The 23780-nt window shown below is 63.9% G+C and carries 19 protein-coding genes; 8 read left to right on the top strand and 11 right to left on the bottom strand.

What is annotated here, in order from left to right; all coding sequences use genetic code 11:
- Position 1 precedes the first annotated feature (1 nt).
- The 4 genes from VKR55_RS04415 to VKR55_RS04400 form a co-directional block, all read right to left on the bottom strand.
- A complete protein-coding gene (locus tag VKR55_RS04415; RefSeq protein ID WP_324400086.1) occupies positions 2–1792 on the bottom strand; it encodes a NirA family protein in 1791 nt (596 codons plus the stop codon).
- A 21-nt stretch (positions 1793–1813) separates the two neighbouring features.
- On the bottom strand, positions 1814–2647 hold the full coding sequence (locus VKR55_RS04410; RefSeq protein ID WP_324400084.1) for a formate/nitrite transporter family protein: 834 nt from the start codon (positions 2645–2647) through the stop codon (positions 1814–1816).
- Positions 2648–2976: 329 nt separating this feature from the next.
- On the bottom strand, positions 2977–4134 hold the full coding sequence (locus tag VKR55_RS04405) for a CmpA/NrtA family ABC transporter substrate-binding protein (RefSeq protein WP_324400082.1): 1158 nt from the start codon (positions 4132–4134) through the stop codon (positions 2977–2979).
- Complete coding sequence (locus tag VKR55_RS04400) at positions 4131–4721, bottom strand: ANTAR domain-containing response regulator (RefSeq protein WP_324400080.1); 591 nt, start codon at positions 4719–4721, stop codon at positions 4131–4133. The genes VKR55_RS04405 and VKR55_RS04400 overlap by 4 nt, the downstream gene beginning before the upstream one ends.
- A 117-nt stretch (positions 4722–4838) precedes the next feature.
- Here VKR55_RS04400 and rimO point away from each other — a divergent pair, with 117 nt between their 5' ends.
- Positions 4839–6164: a 30S ribosomal protein S12 methylthiotransferase RimO gene (rimO, locus tag VKR55_RS04395; protein ID WP_324400078.1), complete on the top strand. Its 1326-nt coding sequence runs from the start codon at positions 4839–4841 to the stop codon at positions 6162–6164.
- On the opposite strand, the gene VKR55_RS04390 is transcribed toward rimO, so the two are convergent.
- Positions 6165–7295 (bottom strand): DUF2336 domain-containing protein, encoded by a 1131-nt coding sequence (locus VKR55_RS04390; RefSeq protein WP_324400076.1) that lies wholly within the window; start codon positions 7293–7295, stop codon positions 6165–6167. It lies immediately after the preceding gene.
- 406 nt (positions 7296–7701) lie between these two features.
- Between VKR55_RS04390 and VKR55_RS04385 the strand changes: the two genes are divergently transcribed.
- A complete protein-coding gene (locus VKR55_RS04385; RefSeq protein ID WP_324400074.1) occupies positions 7702–8898 on the top strand; it encodes an acetylornithine transaminase in 1197 nt (398 codons plus the stop codon).
- Between the two features lie 41 nt (positions 8899–8939).
- On the top strand, positions 8940–9545 hold the full coding sequence (locus VKR55_RS04380) for an alpha/beta fold hydrolase (protein ID WP_324400072.1): 606 nt from the start codon (positions 8940–8942) through the stop codon (positions 9543–9545).
- A gap of 20 nt (positions 9546–9565) precedes the next feature.
- Here VKR55_RS04380 and VKR55_RS04375 read toward each other — a convergent pair whose 3' ends face one another.
- The 3 genes from VKR55_RS04375 to pcsA all read right to left on the bottom strand — a co-directional run bounded on the left by VKR55_RS04375 (position 9566) and on the right by pcsA (position 12075).
- Positions 9566–10540: a quinone oxidoreductase family protein gene (locus VKR55_RS04375; RefSeq protein WP_324400070.1), complete on the bottom strand. Its 975-nt coding sequence runs from the start codon at positions 10538–10540 to the stop codon at positions 9566–9568.
- 84 nt (positions 10541–10624) lie between these two features.
- Positions 10625–11350, bottom strand: a complete 726-nt coding sequence (locus VKR55_RS04370) for a TerC family protein (protein WP_324400069.1) — start codon at positions 11348–11350, stop codon at positions 10625–10627.
- Positions 11347–12075, bottom strand: a complete 729-nt coding sequence (gene pcsA / locus VKR55_RS04365; RefSeq protein ID WP_324400067.1) for a phosphatidylcholine synthase — start codon at positions 12073–12075, stop codon at positions 11347–11349. The genes VKR55_RS04370 and pcsA overlap by 4 nt, the downstream gene beginning before the upstream one ends.
- Positions 12076–12195: 120 nt before the next feature.
- On the opposite strand from pcsA, the gene VKR55_RS04360 reads away from it, so the two are divergent.
- Together VKR55_RS04360 and hspQ are read left to right on the top strand one after the other, a co-directional pair.
- Positions 12196–13455, top strand: coding sequence for a UbiH/UbiF family hydroxylase (locus VKR55_RS04360; protein WP_324400226.1), 1260 nt, complete (start codon positions 12196–12198; stop codon positions 13453–13455).
- A gap of 128 nt (positions 13456–13583) precedes the next feature.
- Complete coding sequence (gene hspQ, locus VKR55_RS04355) at positions 13584–13916, top strand: heat shock protein HspQ (protein ID WP_324400064.1); 333 nt, start codon at positions 13584–13586, stop codon at positions 13914–13916.
- Between the two features lie 80 nt (positions 13917–13996).
- On the opposite strand, the gene VKR55_RS04350 is transcribed toward hspQ, so the two are convergent.
- Entirely contained in the window at positions 13997–14797 is an 801-nt protein-coding gene (locus VKR55_RS04350; protein ID WP_324400062.1) for an invasion associated locus B family protein, read from the bottom strand.
- Between the two features lie 329 nt (positions 14798–15126).
- On the opposite strand from VKR55_RS04350, the gene VKR55_RS04345 reads away from it, so the two are divergent.
- From VKR55_RS04345 to VKR55_RS04335, 3 genes are all read left to right on the top strand, one after another.
- Positions 15127–16908 carry an extracellular solute-binding protein gene (locus tag VKR55_RS04345; RefSeq protein ID WP_414642298.1) on the top strand — a complete coding sequence of 594 codons (1782 nt, stop codon included), beginning with the start codon at positions 15127–15129 and terminating at the stop codon, positions 16906–16908.
- A gap of 30 nt (positions 16909–16938) precedes the next feature.
- On the top strand, positions 16939–18444 hold the full coding sequence (locus VKR55_RS04340; protein WP_324400058.1) for a class I adenylate-forming enzyme family protein: 1506 nt from the start codon (positions 16939–16941) through the stop codon (positions 18442–18444).
- Between the two features lie 90 nt (positions 18445–18534).
- Positions 18535–19761: a GGDEF domain-containing protein gene (locus VKR55_RS04335; RefSeq protein ID WP_324400056.1), complete on the top strand. Its 1227-nt coding sequence runs from the start codon at positions 18535–18537 to the stop codon at positions 19759–19761.
- A gap of 91 nt (positions 19762–19852) precedes the next feature.
- Here VKR55_RS04335 and mfd read toward each other — a convergent pair whose 3' ends face one another.
- Both mfd and VKR55_RS04325 read right to left on the bottom strand, forming a co-directional pair.
- Positions 19853–23368: a transcription-repair coupling factor gene (gene mfd, locus VKR55_RS04330; protein WP_324400053.1), complete on the bottom strand. Its 3516-nt coding sequence runs from the start codon at positions 23366–23368 to the stop codon at positions 19853–19855.
- A complete protein-coding gene (locus VKR55_RS04325) occupies positions 23365–23652 on the bottom strand; it encodes an FAD assembly factor SdhE (protein WP_324400051.1) in 288 nt (95 codons plus the stop codon). Before VKR55_RS04325 ends, mfd begins: the two co-directional genes overlap by 4 nt.
- Between the last annotated feature and the right edge of the window lie 128 nt (positions 23653–23780).

Below are 23780 nucleotides of genomic sequence, written 5' to 3'. Positions count from 1 at the left end.
GTCAGGCTTCCGCGTCTGCCAGCTTGCGCAGGGCTTCGCCGTCGTGACGGCGGGCAAAGGTGAGAAAGGTCTCGTCCGGCGCGCTGCGATTTTTCACGTAAGCCTTCAGCAGGCATTCGACCGTCTTCGGCGCATCCTCGGCCTTGAGGTCGCGATAGACCTCCTGGCCGATCTCGGCGTTGGGCCCAAAACCGCCGCCGGTGAAGAGGTGATAGCCTTCGACGGTGTCGTCGCCCTCGCCGACCGGCACCTTCGCCGCGATCAAACCGATGTCCGAGATGTAGTGCTGCGCGCAGGAATGATGGCAGCCGGTCAGATGGATGTTGAGCGGCGTGTCGATGTCGACGCGGCTCTCGCACCAGTCGCCGATCTCCGCGGCATGGCGCTTGGTGTTGGACGCAGCGAACTTGCAGCCTGCGTTACCGGTGCAGGCGATCAGGCCGGCGCGGATTTGCGAGGCTTTGGTCGAAAGTCCGAGCTTTTCGATCGCGGCGATCGCCAACGCGACATTCTCGTCGCGCACGCCTGAGAGCAACAGGTTCTGCCAGACCGTGAGGCGGATTTCGCCATCACCAAGGTCCTGCGCGATCCTGGCGAGCCCCCGCATCTGCTCAGAGGTGAGCTTGCCGACCGGCAGCACCACACCGATCCAGTTCAGCCCCGCCTGCTTCTGCTTGTGGGCACCGATATGGGCCATGCGATCGAAGGCCGGACGCGACGCGATCGCCTCCTTCGGCGCCCGCGTGAGCTTGCGGCCAAGCCTTTCCTCGACCGCGGCCATGAATGGGTCGACGCCCATGCTATCCAGCACATACTTCAGCCGCGCCTTGAGGCGGTTGGTGCGATCGCCGGTGTCGATGAACACCCGCACGATTGCATCCGCCACGTTGGTCGCGTCTTCCGGCTTGACGATGATGCCGGTTTCCTTCGCGAAATCCTTGTGCCCGGTGATGCCGCCCACTCCGAGCCGGAACCAGACGCCGGGCTCGATGCCATGGCCGTCCCTCACCTCCACCGCCGAAAACGCGATGTCGTTGGTTTCTTCCAGCACCGCGATCCGGCCGGCGCCGTCGAAGGCGACGTTGAACTTGCGCGGCAGGCCGTAAAGCGAGCGGTCGTTGAGGATGTGAAAATGCCATTCGCGCGCGTAGGGGCGCGTGTCGAGCAGCTCCTGCGGATCGATGCCGGCGGTCGCCGTGCCCGTGACGTTGCGGACGTTGTCCGCGCCCGAGCCGCGCGAGCAGAGGCCGAGATCCTGGATGCCCTCGATCAGCGCCACGCCGTTCTTCGGCAGGATTTCCCGGATCTGGAGATTGGCGCGCGTGGTGACGTGGCTATAGCCGCCGCCATAGCTTTCGGCGAGATCGGCCAGGCCCGCTATCTGCCAGTGCTTCAGGATGCCGTTCGGCATGCGCAGGCGACACATGTAGGAATCCTGTGCCGGCGCGACGTAGAACAGGCCGTAATAGCGCCAGCGGAAATTGTCCGCGGGCGTCGGCGGGGTGTTGTCCCTCGCCTGCTCCTTCAACCGCTCATAGGCGTCGAAGGGGTGCTCCTCACGCTTGAATTTCTCCTGATCGGCGAGCTTCTTGCCCGACGCCGTGACCTTGTCCTGCGCCTTCACGTGCGCGGCGTCCGGGCCAGCCGGCTCCGCCTTCGCCGGTGTGCTGGCCGCACCGCCGGCAAGATTGCGGCCAACGCGCCCGATCTGCAGGCCGGACATGAAGCCTTCGAGGTAGCGCTTCTGCTCGTCGCTGAAGTCGCCGGCGCTGGTGGGAGTTTCAAGTTTCATATTGGCGAGGTGCTCTTGTTGCTATTCCGCAGCGGCCTGGATCACGACCGCATCCGCTTCGCTGGATTCACGCGCCGGCTTGTAGGTCACGTAGAGCGCAAGCCCGGTGAACAGGAAACCGCCGACGATGTTGCCGAGCGTGACCGGGATCTGGTTCCAGAGCCACCAATCGCTGAGCGAGACCTTTGCGCCGAGCAGCATGCCGGTCGGGATTACGAACATGTTGACGACCGCGTGCTCGAAGCCGAGTGCGAAGAACAGGAAGATCGGCAGCCACACCGCCGCGATCTTTCCAACCGTCGAGGTCGAGGTCATGCCCATCACGACGCCGAGGCAGACCAGCCAGTTGCAGAGGATCGCCTTGACGAAGACGCTGACCATGCCGGCAGTGCCGAGCGCTGCGTTAGCGATGGTCTTGGCTTCGGCCACGGCAACGATGCGGGCGGCTACGCCGGCAATTTCGGCCCTGCCCATATTGGTGAGCGAGATCGCGATCAGCACGCCGAAGACGACGCTGCCGATGAGATTGGCGACGAACACCCATGACCAGTTGCTGATGACGGCGCCCCAGCTCGCCTTGCCCTCGAGCCGCGCCAGCGGCACCACCGCAAAGCTTCCGGTGACGAGCTCGAGATTGAGCAGAACGATCATCACCAGGCTAACCGGGAAGATCAGTGCGCCGACGATCGGTTGGCCGGTTGTGACCACGGCGGTCAGGGCGAGCGTAGTGGCAGCGCCCAGAAGCGCACCGGAGAGCGCGCCGCGGATCAGGATGTCGCGCGGCGCGAGCGCCAGCTTCTTCACGCTGGCATCAATCATCGCGGCAACGACGTCCGCGGGCTTGGCATAATCCATTTGAAGCTCCAACTGCCACGCCTGGCGTGGTCACAACGAGGTCAAGGCAAAGGACAGGGATGTGCGCCGCCCGCGTCGGTGCGAGCGATCCGATCAGCCGCATTGCTGCGGAACTTGGCCAGCAGGCATCGGCGGCGGCCGGCTTGAGCTTCCCCATTCAAAACGTGTGCCAGTGCAGCAATGTTAGAAATTCGCAGTTATTTCAGTTATTTGGTATTTTTGCACTGCATTAAGTGATTTTTTATTCATGCCTTTTCAAAGAGCATAAGCTCAAATAATAAGCTTCGAATCAAATTGCTCAATCTTTAATCGGGCAGGCTGACCGGACCTCAGAGCGCCTTTCGGGTCACGGCAAACGACGCCAGGTAACCTTCGACATCCCCGACATCGAAGGCAGGTCCCGCGAACGCTGTGAACGGCTCCGTCGCGCCGGCGGGCGCGCTCGTTCCCAGTGCCACGTCGTAGAGGTCGGGCCGAAATACCGCCATGGCGGTTGCAAGCGCCTTGGGGCTGACCGTGGTCTGTCCCCAGCGGGCCATCTGCGAAAGCAGCCAGGCTGCCTGCACCGGATCTGGCCGCGCCGCCGCTTCGCGTCCGACCAGGAGGTAGCGATCGCTTTCACGCATGGTGCCATCTGGCGAGATTTTCAGGCGCCCTTCGAGCGTCCGCTGGATGACCTCGGCGTCGACGCCGATCCGGTCCGGCTTCGCCAGGATGCGCGCCGTCTCGGCGCGATCTTGCTCGACGAAATCGGCGGCACGCGAAGCCGCGCGGGTCAATGCTGCGACCACGCCGACGTTCTTCTCCGCCCAGCCCTGCCGCACCGCCAGGACCTTTTCCGCTGCCCGCACCAGGATGTCGGAGACGAAATGCAGAATGTGGCCGTCGCCGCGGTCGACTGCGACCGAGTTCCAGGGCGCGCCGGCGCAAAACCCGTCGATCTGACCACTCGCCAACGACTGCGCCATGAACGGCGGCGGCAGCACGACGAGGCGAACATCCTCGTCAGGATCGACGCCGCCCGCCGCAATCCAGAACCGGAGCTGGTAGTTGTGGGTGGAGAACGGAAACGTCATGGCGAAGGTCAAAGGCTCCGCGCCCTTCTTCCGCCGCGCCGTCACCACGCGCGCCAGCGCTCTTGCCGTTGCCATCGGATCGAAACGGTCGCCATCAAGCTCGCCCATCAGCGCTGCGTGGAGCACAGGCGACACCGTAATCGCATTGCCGTTGATGCCGAGATTGAAGGGAGCCACGATCGGCACCTTGACGTGGCCGATGCCGAGGCTGGACGCGATTGCGACGGGGGCGAGCAGATGCGCGGCATCGAACAGGCCGATATTGAGCTTGTCGCGGACGTTTGACCACGACACTTCCCGCACCAGCGTGACATCGAGACCTTCGACGGCGGCAAATCCCTTGTCGACGGCCACGATCAGCGCCGCTGCGTCGACCAGCGGAATGAAGCCGATATGGAGTGGCACGCTCATTTCAGAAGCTCCGACGCCGTCAGGATCGATTGCGCGATTTCGCCGATCTTCTTCTTCTCGCGCATCGCGGTGGAGCGCATCAGCACATAGGCCTCCTCCTCGGTCAGGCCCTTGAGCTTCATCAGAATACCCTTGGCGCGGTCGATCACCTTGCGCTCTTCAAGCGCGGACTTGGTGCGGTCGAGCTCGTTCTGCAACCTGGCGAAAGCGTTGAAGCGCGATACGCAGAGGTCGAGAATCGGCTTGATCCGCTCCTTCTTCAGGCCATCGACGATGTAGGCGGAGACGCCGGCATCGACGGAGGCCTGAATCGAGGCCGCATCGCTTTGATCCACGAACATCGCGATCGGGCGCCGCACGGCGCGGCTCACCTGGAACATCTGCTCCAGGCTGTCGCGGCTGGGGTTTTCCAGGTCGATGACGATGATGTCGGGATCGAGCGCATAGATGCGCGCCAAGAGGCTCTGCATCTCGCTGATGTGCACGACTTCGGTATAACCGGCCTCGCGCAACCCCTCTTGCAGGATCGCGGCCCGTATCGGGCTTTCGTCGACGATGACGATCTTGGGGGAGGCCTCAGTGCCCATTGCTCACTCAGGTAGTCCGGCCACTCATCCATAGCACGGGGAACGCCCGCTCAAAGCCTTGTAATTCTGCCCATTTGGGACTAGCTCACCGCCTATCAATCACACAGTTTGAAGCACATGTCGCAGGCCGCCGCGCCGAAAGTCAGCTTTGTTTCGCTTGGATGTCCGAAGGCGCTCGTGGATTCCGAGCGCATCATCACGCGGCTGCGCGCGGAGGGCTATGAGCTTGCGCGCAAGCATGACGGCGCCGACCTCGTGATCGTCAACACCTGCGGGTTCCTCGACAGCGCCAAGCAGGAATCCTTGTCTGCCATCGGTGATGCCATGGCCGAGAATGGCAAGGTCATCGTCACCGGCTGCATGGGCGCGGAACCCGAGCAGATTTCCTCCGCCTATCCCGGCGTGCTCTCAATCACCGGACCGCAGCAATACGAGAGCGTGCTGGACGCCGTGCATCGCGCGCTGCCACCGGCGCACAATCCGCATCTCGATCTGGTGCCGCCGCAGGGCATCAAGTTGACGCCGCGCCACTACGCCTATTTGAAGATTTCCGAAGGCTGCAACAACCGCTGCAGCTTCTGCATCATCCCGAAACTGCGCGGCGATCTGGTCTCGCGACCCGCCAATGATGTGTTGCGCGAGGCCGAGCGGCTGGTGAAGGCCGGCGTCAAGGAGTTGCTCGTCATCTCGCAGGATACGTCGGCCTATGGCGTCGACATCAAATACGCCGAGAGCCCGTGGCAGGACCGCCAGGTCCGCGCCAAATTCTTCGATCTTGCAAAGGAGCTCGGCGAGCTCGGCGCCTGGGTCCGCCTGCAATATGTCTACCCCTATCCCCACGTCGACGAGGTCATCGGCCTCATGACCGAGGGCAAGATCCTGCCCTATCTCGACATTCCCTTTCAGCACGCAAGCCCGGATATCCTGAAAGCGATGCGGCGCCCGGCGGCGCAGGACAGGACGCTCGCGCGCATTGCGAAGTGGCGCGAGCAATGTCCGGAGCTCGCGCTGCGCTCGACCTTCATCGTCGGCTTTCCAGGCGAGACCGACTCCGATTTCGCTGATCTACTTGACTGGCTGGATCAGGCCGAGATCGACCGCGTCGGCTGTTTCAAGTATGAGCCGGTCGCGGGCGCCGCCTCGAACGCCCTTTCCGGCGCCGTGCCGGATGAGATCAAGCAGCAGCGCTACAACGCGTTGATGGCGCGGCAACAGAAGATTTCGGCACGGCGCTTGAAACGCAAGATCGGATCACGGCAGCCGATCATCATCGATGAAGTCGGCCCGACGGTTGCCAAGGGCCGGTCAAAGGCCGATGCGCCCGAGATCGATGGCCGCGTCTATCTCTCGAGCCGCCGGGCGCTGAAGGTCGGCGAGATCGTCGCCGCGAAAATCGAGCGCGCCGACGAATACGATCTGCACGGCAGCGTCGCCGGATTTTAGTTAGCGCGTTTTCGCTGGCGGCGAGACGGAACGGACCGTCCAAAGCCGGAGCAGGCGATGGGCCTTGTCGACCGTGAGCTCCGCGAACTGGCGCTCGAGCTTGCCTCGCTCCTCTTCCGCGGTGACGCCGGACGAATACCGGCAATCAAGGATCGCGCTGACGGTTTCCCATGCAAGGCCTGCAACCTTGCAGGGCACAAGGATGCCGTCGCTGCGCAGGCTTTGCATGAGCGGTCGGACGATCTCGACGCTCGATTCCGACAGCTCCGCCAATGCGGCCACGGTTTCCTCGTAACGCTTGCACCGGGCAACATCCCGCAGGATCGCTTCGTTGAGCCGGCCTCCTCGCTTCAGTTGCGACATCACTGCCCTGGCCGTGCCGAAATCGCGCTCGCGCGAAAGCTCGCGGTCCGCGCCAGCCGACGCAGCCGAAATCGCAGCTCGTATTTCCTCAAAAAGATGGGGTGGCGCCCGCGACAAGAGTCGGTTCTTCACGGCTTCCGTCGCATTGCGCAAGAGCTGCACGCGAAGCCCGGCTGGCAAGTCCGCCCTCATCCCCGTTGCGACCGCAAGTTCGGGATCGGATAGGGCCTGGTTGAGGATCATCGCGAAGCCCGCCGCCGAAACACGCGCGCCGGGATTGGAGACGAGCCTGCGGCTGACGCTCGGAAAGCGCCGGGCCAGCAGCGCATCGGTGACGATCTCCTGGAGCCACCAGCGCCCGGCAATCGCAATCAGATGCTGCTCGCCCCGCGTCTTCGCGATCTCGATGAGATCCTCATTGCTCAGTCTCGGCGATTCCGTGAGCACGGGGCCCGCGATGCTGATGTCCTCATGCCTTGCCAGACGACAAATGACGGAAACCGGCGCCTGCGGAACGGGCGCGAGCTGGGAGCTCAACTCGGCGAGCGCAATCCGCGCGCTGACGTCAGCCATCGCACGCAGCTCGATCGAATTGACCAGCCGTTCAAAGACGTTGCCGAACAGCTCGATCTGGTCCTGGCTGTAGCTGCCCGCCGACGCCAGAAAAAGCGCGGTGACGCGTTCGACGGTCTCGGTGCATCTTCCGCAGGAGCCCGCGGCCATCGCCGCTTCGACCTCGTCGGCGATCGATCGATTTGCGTCTGACATCGCTCGTCCTGAGCGGCTGAACGGCTGTTCTGAGCCAATTGAATAAGGTTACGGACGATGGCTAAAATTTTGGTAAAACTGGCGCGATGGTGTCTGTGCGCGGCCCAGCCGCCTCGCGCCGGCAAAATCTGCTCATTCGTGACGGGATCGCGGGCTCGAATGTTCGGCGGACCGGCTTGACATCGACTCGGGTTCGCCTGTATGAGCGCGACCCATGATTTCCAACCGGACCAACCGCCGCGCCGCTTTCCGCCGTCGCTCCAGCGACGATGATGGGCTGCGCCATGTCCGACGACCACGCTGAATAGTTAGATCAGCTTAGTTTTCGAGAAGGCCGCGCCCTCAAAAGCGCGGCCTTCTTGCGTTTCGGCGCCCTCTCTCACCAAAACCCACAAGGAGAAACTCCATGCTCAAGGTCACCCATCCCTTCGACGCGCTCATGGACATCACCGCGCGCCCGCCAACCGTGTTCGTCAAGGGCGAAGGTTCGTATCTCTGGGACGACGCGGGAAAGCGTTATCTCGATTTCATCCAGGGCTGGGCCGTGAATTGTCTCGGTCATGCACCCGCGGTGATGGCGGAAGCGATTGCGGCGCAGGCCAGACTTCTGATCACGCCGAGTCCGGCCTACTACAACGCCGCAAGCCTCAAGCTCGCCAAGGCGCTGGTCGACTTGAGCTGTTTCGACCAGGTGTTCTTTGCCAATTCCGGCGCGGAAGCCAATGAAGGCGCGATCAAGCTCGCGCGCAAATATGGCACCCTGCGCAACGGCGGCGCGTTCGAGATCATCACCTTCGCGGGCGGCTTTCACGGCCGCACGCTCGCGACCATGTCGGCTTCCGGCAAGAAGGCGTTCGAGCCGCTGTTCGAGCCCAAGGTACCGGGCTTCAGGAAAGCCAGGTTGAACGACCTCGCTTCGGTGAAAGAGCTGATCAACGGCAACACCGTCGCGGTCATGCTCGAGCCCATCCAGGGTGAAGCCGGCGTCTGGCCCACAACGGATAAATTCCTCCAGGATTTGCGCGCGCTGACCAAAGAGCATGGCCTGCTCCTGATCGTCGACGAGATCCAGACCGGCGTGGGCCGCACCGGAAAGCTGTTCCACTACGAGCATGCCGGCATCACACCCGACATCATGACGCTGGGCAAAGGCATCGGCGGCGGCGTCCCGCTCGCGGCCCTGCTTGCCACTGAAAAAGCGTCCTGTTTCGAGCATGGCGATCAGGGCGGCACCTTCAACGGCAATCCGCTGATGTGCGCGGTCGGGCTTGCCGTGCTGGAGCAAGTGAGCGAGCCCGCGTTCCTGAAAGCGGCGGCGGATGCCGGGCTCTTTCTCGAAGCAGAGTTGCAAAAGCTGGCGGCGCGGCACGGGCTCGGCGAAGTGCGCGGCCGCGGGCTCTTGCTCGCGCTCGACCTGAAGCTGCCGATCGGGCCTGCGATCGTGGCGCAAGCGTTGGATGCGGGTCTGCTCCTGAACTCGCCGCAGCCGGATGCGTTGCGCTTCATGCCGGCACTCAATGTGACGCGGGAGGAAATCGCTGAGATGATCGGTCAACTCGACACGATCCTAACCAAATGCGGCGCTGCGCGGCGGGTGCCGTAGCCGACATCGGCAACGGCTGGACCGCTCCTGGAGATCGCTACGTGACAAAAATTCTCTTCCTGCCGGGCGCTGGGGCGAGTGCCTCGTTCTGGCGCCCTGTCGCGGACCTGCTCGATCCGGGCCGGGAGCGGCACTTTTTTGCCTGGCCGGGACTCGGCAACGAGCCACACGATCCGAAGGTCCAAGGTGTGGACGATCTTGTGTCGATGGTTCTTGCTGAACTCGACGGACCTTGCGACCTGATCGCCCAGTCGCTGGGCGGACTCGTCGCAATTCGCGTGGCGCTTTCTGCGCCGAAAAAAGTGCGGCGGCTTGTGCTTGCCGTTACGTCGGGGGGTGTCCCGGTGCGTGATCTCGGTGGCATCGATTGGCGAATAGGCTACCGGCGGGAGTTTCCCAACGCCGCCGGCTGGATCACCGATGCGAACCGGACCAGCGAGGATTTGTCTGCAAAGCTGGGCTCAATCGATGCACCAAGCCTTCTGATCTGGGGCGATGCTGACCCGATCAGCCCGCCCTCCGTGGGACAACGGTTGCACCAATTGCTACCTCATGCACGCTTGCGCATCATCCGCGGCGGTGGTCACGATCTGGCGCAAACGCACGCTGGGGAGGTTGCAACACTGATCGCCGATCATCTTCGCTAGGCGCACGCGTCCGTCGCGCGTCAGGGCTTCAGAATAGACGCCCCAGTGGTACCGCGGCTTTCCAGATCGACATGGGCTTTCGCCGCGTCCTTGAGCGCGTAGGCGTGGTTGATCGGCACATGCAGCTTGCCAGAGATCACCGCGGCGAACAGTGTGTCGGCGCCTTCGAGAAGCTCCTTGCGCGTGCCGATATAGTCGTTGAGCTTGGGCCGCGTCGCAAACAGCGAGCCGTGGCTGTTGAGCTCGGCGATCGCGAACGGCGGCACCGGGCCCGACGCGTTGCCGAAGCTGACGAACAGCCCGCGCGGCTTCAGGCACGACAGCGAGCCGGGAAAGGTCGATCTTCCGACGCCGTCATAGACGACGTCGCAGAGCTCGTTGCGGCTGATCTGCTTCACCCGCGCGACAAAATCCTCTTCGTTGTAGAGGATGACGTGATCGCAGCCATTGGCGAGCGCAAGTTCGGCCTTCGATTTCGAGCCGACGGTCCCGATCACATGCGCGCCGAGCGCCCTCGCCCACTGGCAGGCGAGCAGGCCAATGCCGCCGGCCGCGGCATGGATCAGCACGCGATGATGCGGCTCGATCTTGAAGGTCTTGTGCAGCAGGTACCAGACCGTGAGCCCCTTGAGCATCAGCACCGCGCCCTGCTCGTAGGTGATGTGGTCGGGCAGCTTGACGAGTTTCTCCCAGGGAATGTTGCGCTCGGTCGCGTAGGCGCCGAGGTTGTGATAGTAGGCGACGCGGTCGCCGGGATGAAAATGCGTGACGCCGGGACCGACCGCGACCACCTCGCCGGCGGCTTCGTTGCCGGCAATGAACGGCAGCCCCGGCGCCTTGTAGAGCCCGGTGCGGTAGTAGACGTCGATGAAGTTCAGGCCCACCGCGTGCTGGCGGATGCGGACTTCGCCCGGCCCGGGCGCGGCCAGGTCGATGGCTTCATAGACCAGCGCCTCCGGTCCGCCCACCTTGTGCACGCGCACGGCCTTGGTCATCGTCTCCTCTCCCAAGGGCAAATCAGTAGCCTGAAACCAAGGCCATTGAAGCCTTATTGTCAACTCGATGGCATGCCGGTCGTGCTATCCGGAGGCCTTCCTGCGGTTACGCCTGGCGAGCACGTTGAACATTTCGACCGCGGCCGAAAACGCGATCGCGAAATAGATGTAGCTGCGCGGAATGTGGAACTTGAATCCGTCGGCGACCAGCGCCACCCCGATCAGCACGAGGAAAGCGAGCGCCAGCATCTTGGTGGTCGGATGCTCGGCGACGAAGCGCGCGACGGGGCCTGACGAGACATACATGATCAGGCAGGCGATCACGACCGCGGCGATCATGATGGCGAGATCCTGCGCCATGCCGATCGCGGTGATGATGGAGTCGAGCGAGAACACCATGTCGACGACAATGATCTGGACGATCACCCAGAAGAACGCACTGGTGCCACCCGATCTTTCATCCGGCTCGTCGACGCCATCCACCTCGGCATGGATTTCGTGAGTCGATTTCGCGATCAGAAACAGCCCGCCGCCGATCAGGATGACGTCGCGCCAGGAGAACGACAGGCTGCTCGCGGTGAAAACAGGTTCGGTCAGGCCGATCAGCCAGACCAGGAGAGTGAGCAGGATGATGCGAAACACCAGCGCCAGCGCGAGACCGATCTGACGCGCGCGTTTGGCCCGCGGCGCGGGGATGCGCGAAACGATGACGGAGAGGAAAATGACGTTGTCGATGCCGAGCACGATCTCCAGCGCCGTCAATGTCAGCAGCGCCGCCCATGCTTCGGGGCTGGTGAGGAGGGCGATCATGATTTGAACGAGCGCACCAGGCGGAATGCACCGTCACTGGCAACGACATAGACGGCGATCAGGCACAGCGCGATCGTGACTGGCGGCTCGACGTCGAAATCCCTAAACAGCACATAGATGCCGAGCGCGCTCGCCACCGCGATCAGCGTCAGCGTGAGCCGGCGCAGCCGTACTACGCGCACGGGATGCAGCACGTGGAACGGCAGGAAGGTCGCCACGATCAGTACCGCAATGAAAAGGCTCGATAGTGCCGGCGGCCAATGCAACAGGAACAGATAGAACGCCGCAACGTTCCACAGCCCGGGAAAGCCGCGGAAATGGTTGTCATCGCGCTTCATCCGGCGGTCGGCGAAATAGAGCGCGCCGCTGACGACGATCCCGATGCCAAGCAGCGGTGCGGCAAGGGGCAGCAGCAGCCCGCTTGCGGTGATCGCATAGGCCGGCACGAATACGTAAGTGACGAAATCGACCACGAGATCGAGGACATCGCCGGACCAGTTCGGCTGCAGGTTCACCACATCCAGCCGTCGCGCCATCGGGCCGTCGGCGGCATCGATGACAAGCGCCGCGCCGAGCCAGAAAAACATCGCCGACCAATGCTCGCGCACGGCTTCCAACAGCGCCAGCAGCGCGACGCCCGCGCCGAACGCGGTGAAAATGTGCACACCGAAGGCGGCGGCGCGCCGGGATGGCGGGACAGTAGCTGGAGGGTCGGCCTGTTCCATGGGTGGCGCAGTGCTAACAGGAATCGGCCTCATTTGTATATCCGAGCTTGCGGCGTTCGGCCGCGCGGAACGTCGGTTGCAGGCTTGAAAATGCTGTCCGGAAACGTCAATTGTGAGAGCATGGACGACGGATCGAAAGTCTATGATGTCGCGGTGGTGGGCGGCGGGCCCGCCGGGCTTTCGGCTGCGATCGCGCTGGCTGAAGCGGGCGCCAACGCTGCGTTGATCGCGCGGCGCGCCCCCTACGGGGACAATCGCACCACGGCGCTGCTCGGCGGCTCGGTCGATTTCCTCGAAGAGCTTGGCGTCTGGCCGCGCTGCGCCGATAAGGCGGCGGCGCTGACGACCATGCGGCTGGTCGATGACACCGGGCGCCTGATCCGTGCGCCGGAAGTGCGGTTCTCCTCGGGAGAGATCGGGCTTGAAGCGTTCGGTCAGAACATTGAGAACCGGACGCTGGTGGCCGCGCTGGAGGAGCGAGCGGCCGAATTTCCAAATTTGGCGCGGCTCGACGACGAAGCAGAGACGGTTGCGCCGCAAGAGAGCGCCGTCGCGATCACGGCGCGTAACGGAACGTCGCTCTCGGCTCGCCTTGTCGTCGGCGCCGATGGCCGCCATTCGCTCTGCCGTGAGGCAGCCGGCATTGGCGAGGTGAGGCGGGAGCTCAAGCAATCCGCCCTCACCTTCAACATCAGCCACACGCGGTCGCACAAAAATATCTCGACCGAGTTTCATACTCCCGAGGGCCCCTGCGTGTTCGTGCCGCTCCCCGGAGAGCGCTGCAGCGTGGTCTGGGTTGCTTCTCCCAAGGAGGCCGAGCGGCTGATCGCGCTTGGCGATGAGGAATTATCAGAAGCTGCCGAGCGGCACTCGCATTCGATCCTGGGCCGGGTCAAAGTCGAGGCGGGACGCAATCTGTTTCCGCTCGCGATCGAACGGCCGGCGCAATTTGCCAGGCGTCGCATCGTGCTCGTCGGCGAAGCCGCGCATGTCATTCCCCCGATCGGCGCACAGGGGCTCAATCTCGGATTGCGCGACGCCGCCGATATTGCCGACATCGTCCGTGACAAGATCGCCGCGGGCGACGACCCAGGCGGGGCCGACGCGCTGCTGCGTTATGATTTCAAGCGCCGTCCCGATGTTCTCAGCCGCACCTTTGCGATCGATCTCGCCAATCGCTCGCTGCTCAGCGATTTCCTGCCGATGCAATCGCTGCGCGCGGCCGGCATGCATCTGATCGGCGCGATCGGCCCATTGCGGCGGCTTGCCATGCATGAGGGATTGGCGCCGTCCTGGCGGACGCGCCGCGGTGCGGGTCAGGCGATCAAGGAAACGCCGGCCGGCCGGTCTGCGGAGCCCGCGCCGCGATCGCAGGCATGACCAAGCGCGCAACCATCATTTCCGCGGACTGTCGTTCATCTTCCACAGCCGTTCCCGGCCGGGAGGGTAGGGTTAATTCGCCAGGCGGGGCACTAGCATCGGCCGCCGCGATGGTCTATCGACAAGACATGATCAAAGCACGAACCGCCAAGTTCCAGATCGGGCAGATTGTGCGCCACCGGATCTTCTCCTTCCGGGGGGTGATCTTCGACATCGACCCCGAATTCAACAATACCGAGGAGTGGTGGCTATCGATCCCCGAGGAGGTCCGCCCGCACAAGGATCAGCCGTTCTACCATCTGCTCGCGGAGAACTCGGAATCCGAATACGTCGCCTATGTCTCGGAGCAGAACCTGCTGCCGGACGATTCCGGCGAGCCGATCCGTCATTCCCAGGTCGCCGAGATCTTCGTGAAGGATAAATCCGGCGGCTATCGCCCGCGCAATCCGTCGCTGAACTAGCGCGAGCCGGGCATCAAGTTTCAGCCAATAAAAAAGGCGCTCTCGCGAGCGCCTTTTTCGTGTCCATGTCTCGGACGATCCTACTTCGCCGCCGCGTTGGGCGCCGGCGTTGCGCCCGGCGGATTGGCCTGCTCGAGCTTCTTGCGCTGCTCCTCGGCACGCTTCTGCAGCTCTTCCTGCAGCTTCTTCTGCTGCTCCTCGAACTGCTTCGGATCGGTCGGCGGACCGTCATAGGCCTTGGCGAATTCGGCCAGCGGCAACGGCAGCGTCAGCGGCGCGCCGTTGGCGTTGATAGCCTGAACCACCAGGTTCTGGCCCTTCTTCATGTTGGCGATCAATTCCGGAGTCGCTTCGTAGTCGGACATGCAGCCGTTGGCGAAGCAGATCACATAGGGCGACTGCATCGGCGGGTTGTTGTCGACGATGATGCGGGTTCCGTGCACGAGTTGCATGCCGAGCGGCAGGGTCACACGCAGGATCTTCTTGGGCTCGCCCTCCGGCTCGATGATCACGGCGGCGATCACCGGCTGGCCGGACTCGATGCGGCCGTCCTTGCCGGTGAAGCACACCTGCTTGGCGTTGGCGTCCTGGCCTTTCAAGCAGAACTTGGTCCAGGGCGCGTAGATGAGCTGGATCTGCTGGTCCTGAGGCTGCGCCGGCGCGCCGCCCTGCTGCGGAGCCTGAGCCTGAGCAGCCGGCGCCGCCGGTGCGGCTTTCGGGGCCGCCTTGGGAGCAGCCTTAGGGGCGGGTTTCCGGGTCGCCGGGGCAGGTGCCTGGGCGTGAGCATCGAAGGCAAAAGGCAGGGCCAGGACGGTTGCCGCCAACAAGGCGAGAAGTCGCCCACGCGGCCCGACAGACGCGGCCAAGGTACGGAAATTCATTGCGGAAAGCCCTTTCTGAACGGGAACGCCCGAAACTCCCGGTGACGGCCCGCACCAAGCCGGTTCGCGCGGCTGTCTCCGAGTCAATTGAGGCGGATACGTGACAGGTGCTGCCCCCTCCCTCAATCGCCCGCTTTCATACAGGGGCGGACGGAAAGATCAATGCCAACGGGCATCTTTAGGCCCAGCAAAATCCGCCGGATTCTGGCTTATGCTAAAACCCCGACGTGATCTCTTCCGAATCAAATTCGTCCGTCCCCATGTTAGCTTTTAGGCGCATAGGCTTCCGCCGGTTCACGCGATTTGCCTCGGCGCCGATGCTGTTGGCGATGATGGGCATAGCATCAGCCCGGGCGGAAGAGGCGCATGCCATCGCCATGCATGGTGCGCCGGCGGTTCCGGCCGATTTTGCCCACCTGCCCTATTTCAACCCCGATGCGCCGAAGGGTGGCCGGCTGGTCTGGGGCATTCTCGGCACCTTCGACAGCCTCAATCCGATGATCGTGAAGGGCGAACCGGTACAGCAGGTTCGCTCCTACAATTTCGAGCGCGGCTATGTGATCGAAAGCCTGATGGCGCGGGGCGAGAACGAGCCGTTCACGCTCTACGGCCTGCTCGCGAAGACGGTCGAGACCAATGATAAGCGGACTTTCGTCACGTTCCATCTTGATCCGCGGGCGCGCTTTTCGGATGGCAAGCCGGTCACGGCCGAAGACGTGCTGTTTTCCTGGAAGCTGCTTCGCGACCATGGCCGCCCCAACCATCGTCAATATTATTCGAAAGTCGCCAAGGCCGAAGCGCTCGATCCTCTCACGGTGCGTTTCGACCTTACCGGCGCCAATGACCGCGAGCTGCCGCTGATCCTCGGGCTGATGCCGATCCTGCCCAAGCACGCCGTCGATGTCTCGACCTTCGAGGAGACCTCGCTGACACCTCCGGTCGGGTCGGGGCCCTACCTCATCACGTCGGTCAAACCCGGCGCCAGCGTGACCTTCACGCGCAATCCCAACTACTGGGGCCGGGATCTCCCGATCAATCGCGGCTTGTTCAATTTCGACGAAATCCGCTTCGACTATTACCGCGAGGCCAATGGCTATTTCGAAGCATTCAAGCGCGGGCTCTACGACTACCGCGTCGAGACCGAGCCGCTGCGCTGGCACGATGGCTATGATTTTCCCGCAGCCAAGAATGGCGAGGTGATCCGCGAGACCTTGAAAACCGGTTTGCCGAAAATTTCCGAGTACTTTGTTTTCAACACCCGCCGTCCGGTGTTCTCCGATATCCGCGTCCGCCAGGCGCTGACCCTGCTGTTCGATTTCGAATGGATCAACCGCAATTACTTTTTCGGTCTCTACACGAGGAGCGGCGGCTTCTTCCCCGGCTCTGAACTGTCGGCCTACGGCAGGCCTGCCGACGCACGCGAGCAGGCGCTGCTGAAGCCCTACGCGGCGAGCATCGAACCCGACATCCTCGACGGCAGCTACCGCCTTCCAGTGACCGACGGATCCGGCCGCGACCGCACCACCCTGCGCGCCGCGTTGTCGCTGTTGAAAGAGGCGGGCTACGACCTTGACAGCGGCGTGTTGCGGCAGCGCTCGACCAAAGCGCCGCTTGCCTTCGAAATCATGGTTGCCTCCTCCGACGAGGAGCGCATCGCCCTGAACTATGCCGACACTCTCAAGCACGCCGGTATCCAGGCGACTGTGCGGACCGTCGACGCCGTGCAGTTCGACCAGCGGCGGTTGGGCTATGAGTTTGACATGATCCCGCACCGCCTGGATCAGTCGCTTTCGCCGGGTAATGAACAGTCGTTCTATTTCGGCAGCAAGGCGGCCGACATCCAGGGCACCCGCAACTATATGGGGGCCAAGGACCCGGCCATTGATGCCATGATCGCCGCGTTGTTGCTTGCCCGCCACCATGCCGGCTTCGTATCCGCGGTGCGCGCGCTCGACCGCGCCCTGATGTCCGGCTTCTACGCTATTCCCATGTTTAGCGTCCCTGACCAATGGCTTGCCCGATGGAATCGGATAGAACGGCCCAAGGACACCCCTTTGGTCGGCTATCTGCCCGAAAGCTGGTGGCAGAAGCCGGGCGCGCAGGGGAAATGAGCGGAAGCGACGCCGGAAACGGGGCTTAAGGTGCACCAACCCAACACATCGCCGACGCTCGACACGCTGTTCCAGCGGATCCTGGCCCGCAAGGGAGACGTTTTGGCGCTGGCCGACCCCGAGAACAAGGCACGCATTACCGGCGGGCCACCCAAGCGGCTGAGCTACGCGGCAGCCGATCGCGCCATTTCCGCTCTCGCCGCGCATTTCGTTGACGCCGGCCTCCCGGCTCATTCCGTAATTGCCGTTCAACTGCCGAACATTGTTGAATTTGCACTCACGGTGTTGGCTGCGCATCGCGCCGGCCTCGTAGTTGCGGTGTTTCCACTGCTGTGGCGGCAGGCGGAACTGGTCGCGGCCCTCAACCGCACCAGCGCGCGGGCGATCGTGACCTCAGCCAGGATCGATGGCATCAGCCATGCCGATCTCGCGATGAATGCCGCCGCCGAAGCCTTCTCGATCCGCCATGTCTGCGGCTTCGGCAGCGACCTGCCGGAAGGCATGGCTTCGCTCGATCAGGCGATTGAGCGGCCTTCGAACACCGTACGCCCCGTGATCCAGGATGGCCGCAAGGCCGCCATCATCTCCTTCGACGTCACGGCCGACGGCTTTCGTGCGGTGCCGCGCACGCATCTCAGCCTGATCGCGGGCGGGCTCGCGCTGTCGCTGGAAAGCGACGTCGAGCAAGGGTCTACCGTGATGTCGGCGTTTGCACCCTCCTCCTTTGCGGGACTTGCGTCCTCCATGGTGGTCTGGTTGCTGACGGGCGGATCGCTGGTGCTGCACCACCCCTTCGACAGCGAGGTGCTGGAGCAGCAGATCGGCGAATATTCCTGCGACACGCTGGTTGCGCCGGCACCGCTCGCGCTGAAGCTCGACGAACTCGGTCTTTCGACGCGGATGCCGAGCCTGCGCAATGTGATCGGCATGTGGCGCGCGCCGGAGCAGGTCGCTTCCAGCTCGTGTTGGACAGCGCAGAACGCCTCGCTGACCGACGCTTATCTTTTCGGCGAAGCGGGTCTGTTCGGCGCCCGCCGAACTGCGGAGGACGGCGCGCCGGCGTTGGTGAAGTCCGGGCCGCACGGCGCGCCGCGGGAGATGCCGGGCTCCTCGATCGCAGGCGAGATCCTGCTGACGCCAAGGGGCACGCTCGGATTGCGCGGGCCGATGGTGGCGGTTGCCGCGTATGCGCCACTGCCACCGCCCGAGGACACGCTGATCGCGCAGGCGCCACGCGACTACGTCGATACCGACTATGCCGCGCGCCTTGATCGCTCTACCGGCGCGATCTCGATCACGGCCCCGCCGACCGGGATCATGGCGGTTGGTGGTTACCGCTTCTTGTCCTCCGATCTGCAGGAATGGGGACGGCGGTTGGGCCAAGGCGCGTTGCTCACGGCATTGCCGGACCGCCTCAGCGGCCACCGGCTCGCCGGTCGCGCCCAGGACAATGCCCGCGCCCGCGACGCACTCTTAGAACTTGGCCTCAACCCCTTGATGGTCGAAGCTTTTCGGGACCGCGGCAGCGCCGCCTGATGGCGAGTCAGAGTTTCCGTTGACGGCGCATTAAGCCCCGCAGGCTTAACTTTCAGGTCACTGTTGCGTCAGTCGTCCCGAGTTCGAGAAATGTCCCAGCAAGGCCCGCTCCTCGTCGTCTCCAGCGCAGGGCAGCCCTCCTTCGTGCGTGCGCTGGACGAGGCTCGGATGTTTCCGGTCATCGAGACGCCCTTGCCGGCCGCTGCGCGAGCGGTGAAGCAGATGCAGCCATCGGCTGTTCTCGCCGACATGCACGGCGTCGATCGCGCGCCATTCGCGGCGCTGGCAAAGCTCATCGCCGCGCGAACGCCCTATGTCCCGCTCATCGCCATCGACCCGACCGCGCCGCTGCCCGACAATGCCATCCCTTTCACCTCGCACGCCGCGAAGTTCGACCGCCTGCCGGCACGCCTGAATGCAGCGCTGCGCGTACGCGCGTTGCATATGACCGTGCTGCGCAGACTGAGCGAGGAGCCGGCGACCCGCCTGCCCGACAGCGATCCCGCACGGGAAGCCACCGTTCTCCTGATCGGCCGCGGCGGCAGCTATCCCGCGCTCTCGGTCGCGCTCGGCGAGCGGCTCGGCGTGGTCGGCGCCTTCTCGATCGAGGCCGCCGCCAATCATCTCAACACTCGTGACATCGACGGTATCGTGCTCGGCGAAGGTTTTACCGCACGAGTGGCTGATGCCTTCCTCACGGTGCTTTCGGAAGACGCTCGATTCCGCAAGCTGCCGATCATTCTCACCTCGGACGCGCTCGCGCCGTCATACGAGCTGCCCAATCTCGAGATCATCATCGGCGAGCCGGCGGAGATTGCCGCCAATGCGCTGCCGCTGATCCGCCAGCACGCCTTCGAAGCCCGGCTCGGCCGTACCCTGCGTGCGATCGACGCCGAGGGGCTGCTCGACCCGCACACAGGCCTCCTGGTCAAGGCCAGCTTCGACCGCGATTTCGTGACCGCCGTCCAGCAGACGCTGGCCAATGGAGGCGGATTGTCAGTGGCGCGCTTCGCTTTCGACGCCGCAAATACCCGCGCCCAGCTCGACGGCGCGCGGATCATCAGCCGGCTGATGCGGCAGACGGATTTCGGCGCGGTCCAGACCGACGGCTCCGTCATCGTCGCGTTCATCGACGCCGATCTGCGCAACGCGCACGGGATTGCGCGGCGGCTCTCCGCGGTGATGCGCCATACCGCGAGCGGCAAGCGCGGCGCGCGTTCGGAGCCGACCGTGACGGTCGCAACCTTGCAGCCGCAGGACTCGCCGAAATCGCTGCTGGCGCGGCTCTATCACCCCGCGCAGCGCGCCGCGTCCTGAACGTCGCGCTTTTCGTTTGCACATGATCTCCGCGCAAACGCTTCGCGTTTGTCGCGAGGGAAAACCGCTACGCACTTTTCCGGATCATGCGCTAAGCCGCCTTCTTGTTCTCGGCGAGATTGGCGAGCTGACGCAGAATCTCGGTGGTGCCGGCGATCCGCTCTTCCGGCGTCTCCCAATCCTGGAAGAACACCACCTTCATGTCAGGCCGCACTTTTGCAGCCTGGCCGTGCCGCTTGATGAAGAACACCAGCCGGTCGGGATGAGCAAAGCTGTTGTCGCGGAAGGTGATGACGGCGCCCTTCGGCCCGGCATCGACCTTCTCGACATTGGCGCGGCGGCAATAGGCCTTGATCGCAGCGACCTTGAAGAGATAGCGCACCTCGTCCGGCAGCACGCCGAAGCGATCGCGCAGCTCCGCCGCGAAATTGTCGATCTCCTCGTCGGTGTCGAGATCGGCGAGCCGCCGGTAGAGCGACAGCCGCACCGGCAGGTCGGCAACGTAATCCTCGGGGATCAGCACGGGCATGCCGATCGTGATCTGCGGCGACCAGCGGTCGGCGGCAGGCTCGGCGACGCCGGCCTTGAGGTTCACGATCGCCTCTTCCAGCATCGACTGATACAGCTCGAAGCCGACTTCCTTGATATGGCCGGACTGCTCTTCGCCGAGCAGGTTGCCGGCGCCGCGGATGTCGAGGTCGTGGGAAGCGAGCTGGAAGCCGGCGCCCAGTGTCTCCAGCGACTGCAACACCGTCAGCCGCTTCTCGGCTTGCACCGTGATCTTCTGCTGCGCCGGCAGCGTGAACAGCGCATAGGCGCGCAGTTTCGAGCGTCCGACGCGACCGCGGAGCTGGTAAAGCTGCGCAAGGCCGAACATGTCGGCGCGATGCACGATCAGCGTGTTGGCGTTGGGAATATCGAGGCCGGATTCGACGATCGTGGTCGAGAGCAGGATATCGTATTTACCGTCGTAGAAGGCCGAGATGATGTCCTCGATCACGGTCGGCGCCATTTGGCCGTGTGCGACCGCGACCTTCATCTCCGGCACGTTCTTGTCGAGGAAGTCCTTCACGCCGGCGAGGTCCTCGATCCGCGGCACGACGTAGAACGCCTGGCCGCCGCGGTAGCGCTCGCGCAGCAGCGCCTCGCGGATCATCAGGGGATCGTGCGGGGCGACGAACGTGCGCACGGCGAGGCGATCGACCGGCGGCGAGGCGATGATCGAGAGCTCGCGCACGCCGGTCAGCGCAAGTTGGAGGGTACGCGGGATCGGCGTGGCACTCAGCGTCAACACATGCACTTCGGCGCGAAGCTGTTTCAGCCGCTCCTTGTGACTGACGCCGAAATGCTGCTCCTCGTCGACGATGAGCAGGCCGAGGTCGCGGAACTTGATCGCCTTGCCCAACAGCGCATGGGTGCCGACGACGATGTCGATCGAGCCGTCGGTGAGTCCCTTCTTGACCTGCGTCAGTTCCTTAGCCGAGACCAGGCGCGAAGCCTGAGCGACCTTCACCGGGAAGCTCTTGAAGCGCTCGATGAAGGTCCTGGTGTGCTGGCGCGCCAGAAGCGTGGTCGGCACCACGACGGCGACCTGCTTGCCGTCCAGCGCGACCGCAAAGGCAGCGCGCAGCGCCACCTCGGTCTTGCCGAAGCCGACGTCGCCGCAGATCAACCGGTCCATCGGACGGCCGACTTCGAGGTCCTTCAAGGTCGACTGGATCGCGGACAACTGGTCCTCGGTTTCCTCATAAGGAAACCGCGCGCAAAACTCGTCGTAGACGCCGGCCTGCACCGGCGTCTTCGGCGCCTCATGCAACATGCGCTCGGCAGCGATCTTGATCAATTCGCCCGCGATCTCGCGGATGCGGTTCTTGAGTTTCGCCTTGCGCGTCTGCCAACCGGTGCCACCGAGCCGGTCAAGCTCGACAGTGGCGCTATCGGAGCCATAGCGGGAAAGCAGCTCGATGTTCTCGACCGGCAGGAACAGCTTGGTCTCGGCGGCATAATGCAGCTCAAGACAGTCATGCGGCGCGCCGGACACTTCCAGCGTCTGCAGCCCAATGAAGCGGCCGATGCCGTGCTCGACATGCACAACGAGATCGCCCGAGGTGAGACTGGTCACTTCCGAGATGAAATTCTCAAGCTTGCGGCTCGCCTTGCGCGGCCGCACCAGACGGTCGCCGAGAATATCCTGCTCGCTGATGACGGCGACATCGTCGGTCTCGAAACCCGACTCCATGCCGAGCACCGCCAGCATGGCTTCGTTGCGCGGGGTTGCCTGAACCGTGCGCCAGGAATTGACTGAGGTGACGTTGGCGAGCTTGTGGTCGCGCAGCATGCTCGCCATGCGGTCGCGCGAGCCCTCGCTCCATAGCGCCACCACGACTTTCTTGCGCTGGGCCTGCAACGCGTGGACATGCGCCACGACGGCCTCGAACACGTTGACATTGCTGTCGTTGCGTTCCGGCGCGAAGTTGCGGCCTTGCCGCGCGCCGGCATCGAACACGTTGGCACCCCCGGGCACGGCAAAGGGCGTAAACCGCGTCAGCGAGCTCTCGCCGAGACGCGTCTTCCATTCGTCCTCGGTGAGATAAAGCCGGTCCGGCGGAAGCGGCTTGTAGATCGCGCCGCCGCCGGGATGCTCCATCGCCTCGCGCCGCGCGTCGTAATAGTCGGTGATTTGCTTGAAACGCTCGCGCGCGGCGTCCTCGCCTAGCGGCTCGATCGCGATCGGCGCGTCGCCGAGGTAGTCGAACAGCGTGTCCATCCGCTCCTGGAACAGCGACAGCCAATGTTCCATGCCGGGATAGCGGCGGCCCCCGGTGACCGCCTCGTAAAGCTGGTCGTCGCGGTCGGGCGCGCCGAACTCGGCGACATAACCCATGCGGAAGCGGCGGATGGTCTCGGTGACGAGCTGGAATTCCGAGATCGGCACCAGATCGAGCGAGCGCATGTCCAGGAGGGTGCGCTGGGTCTCGGCATCGAAGGAGCGGATCGACTCGAGCGAGTCGCCGAAGAAATCGAAACGTACAGGCTGATCGAGCCCGGCCGGAAAGAGATCGAGGATACCACCGCGCACGGCGTATTCGCCGGGCTCGCGCACAGTCGAGGAACGCGTGTAGCCGTTGTGCTCGAGCCAGGCGACGATCGAATCCATCGGCACGACCTGGCCGGGCGCGACCGACAATGCCTGCGCCGCAACCGCCTCACGCGCGGGGACGCGCTGTACGATCGCGTTGACCGTAGTCAGCACGATCAGCGGCCTCTCGCTGCCGGTGAGGCGCGAGAGCCGCGCGAGCGTGGTCAGACGTTGCGCGAGGATACCGCCATGCGGCGAGACACGATCGTAGGGCTGGCAGTCCCAGGCCGGAAACTGCAGGACCGGCAAATCGGGCGCGAAAAATTCGAGCGCCCGCGCCAATTGCTGCATGCGTGGCCCGTCGCGGCAGACCGCGGCAAGACTGATCGCGGGCTTCTTCGGCCTTGCGGCGATCGCGCGCGCGAGGTCGGAGATGACAAGCCCTTCCGCACCTTCCGCGACATTGGCAAGCGTCAGTACATGGCCTGGTGCCAACAGCTCGGCCGGAGATTTGACTTGAGGTTTCATGCGAGATCCACGGCGCGGAAGGCCTTGATGCGGTCGAACAGCGTGCCCGCATAGTCCGCCGCAAGCGGCTTGTCGCCGGTCAGGGCGGCATAGAGGTCGGGATCGGGCACCTCGATCAGGGCCTCGAGCTGATTCACCTCTTGCTCGGAAAGCGTTGCGATCTCGGCATCCGCAAAGCGGCCAAGGATCAAATCCATCTCGCGTGTGCCGCGGTGCCAGCAGCGGAACAAAAGCCGCTTGCGGCGTTCTTCCAACCCATGGCTCGATCTCGTCGATCCCGTCATCTCTTTGCTTCCAGTCCAACGCCAAAAGCCCGGACGTGCCGGGCGCGGTGGATATAGCGACGGCGAGAGCGAATGTCAGCCCTTCTGGTCCCAATTATCAAAAGCCTTGTCATTGCCGGGCTTGACCC

The sequence above is a fragment of the Bradyrhizobium sp. genome (assembly GCF_035309285.1).
GTDB lineage: Bacteria > Pseudomonadota > Alphaproteobacteria > Rhizobiales > Xanthobacteraceae > Bradyrhizobium.
The sequence above is the reverse complement of the archived record's forward strand: the minus strand, read 5'-3'. Positions and strand labels throughout refer to the sequence as shown.

Bases quoted from the DNA above. Each gene is read 5' to 3' on its own strand.
- VKR55_RS04415 (WP_324400086.1), bottom strand. From the start codon at position 1,792: ATGAAACTTGAAACTCCCACCAGCGCCGGCGACTTCAGCGACGAGCAG.
- VKR55_RS04410 (WP_324400084.1), bottom strand. From the start codon at position 2,647: ATGGATTATGCCAAGCCCGCGGACGTCGTTGCCGCGATGATTGATGCC.
- VKR55_RS04405 (WP_324400082.1), bottom strand. From the start codon at position 4,134: ATGAGCGTGCCACTCCATATCGGCTTCATTCCGCTGGTCGACGCAGCG.
- VKR55_RS04400 (WP_324400080.1), bottom strand. From the start codon at position 4,721: ATGGGCACTGAGGCCTCCCCCAAGATCGTCATCGTCGACGAAAGCCCG.
- rimO (WP_324400078.1), top strand. From the start codon at position 4,839: ATGTCGCAGGCCGCCGCGCCGAAAGTCAGCTTTGTTTCGCTTGGATGT.
- VKR55_RS04390 (WP_324400076.1), bottom strand. From the start codon at position 7,295: ATGTCAGACGCAAATCGATCGATCGCCGACGAGGTCGAAGCGGCGATG.
- VKR55_RS04385 (WP_324400074.1), top strand. From the start codon at position 7,702: ATGCTCAAGGTCACCCATCCCTTCGACGCGCTCATGGACATCACCGCG.
- VKR55_RS04375 (WP_324400070.1), bottom strand. From the start codon at position 10,540: ATGACCAAGGCCGTGCGCGTGCACAAGGTGGGCGGACCGGAGGCGCTG.
- VKR55_RS04370 (WP_324400069.1), bottom strand. From the start codon at position 11,350: ATGATCGCCCTCCTCACCAGCCCCGAAGCATGGGCGGCGCTGCTGACA.
- pcsA (WP_324400067.1), bottom strand. From the start codon at position 12,075: ATGGAACAGGCCGACCCTCCAGCTACTGTCCCGCCATCCCGGCGCGCC.
- VKR55_RS04360 (WP_324400226.1), top strand. From the start codon at position 12,196: ATGGACGACGGATCGAAAGTCTATGATGTCGCGGTGGTGGGCGGCGGG.
- hspQ (WP_324400064.1), top strand. From the start codon at position 13,584: ATGATCAAAGCACGAACCGCCAAGTTCCAGATCGGGCAGATTGTGCGC.
- VKR55_RS04350 (WP_324400062.1), bottom strand. From the start codon at position 14,797: ATGAATTTCCGTACCTTGGCCGCGTCTGTCGGGCCGCGTGGGCGACTT.
- VKR55_RS04345 (WP_414642298.1), top strand. From the start codon at position 15,127: ATGATGGGCATAGCATCAGCCCGGGCGGAAGAGGCGCATGCCATCGCC.
- VKR55_RS04335 (WP_324400056.1), top strand. From the start codon at position 18,535: ATGTCCCAGCAAGGCCCGCTCCTCGTCGTCTCCAGCGCAGGGCAGCCC.
- mfd (WP_324400053.1), bottom strand. From the start codon at position 23,368: ATGAAACCTCAAGTCAAATCTCCGGCCGAGCTGTTGGCACCAGGCCAT.
- VKR55_RS04325 (WP_324400051.1), bottom strand. From the start codon at position 23,652: ATGACGGGATCGACGAGATCGAGCCATGGGTTGGAAGAACGCCGCAAG.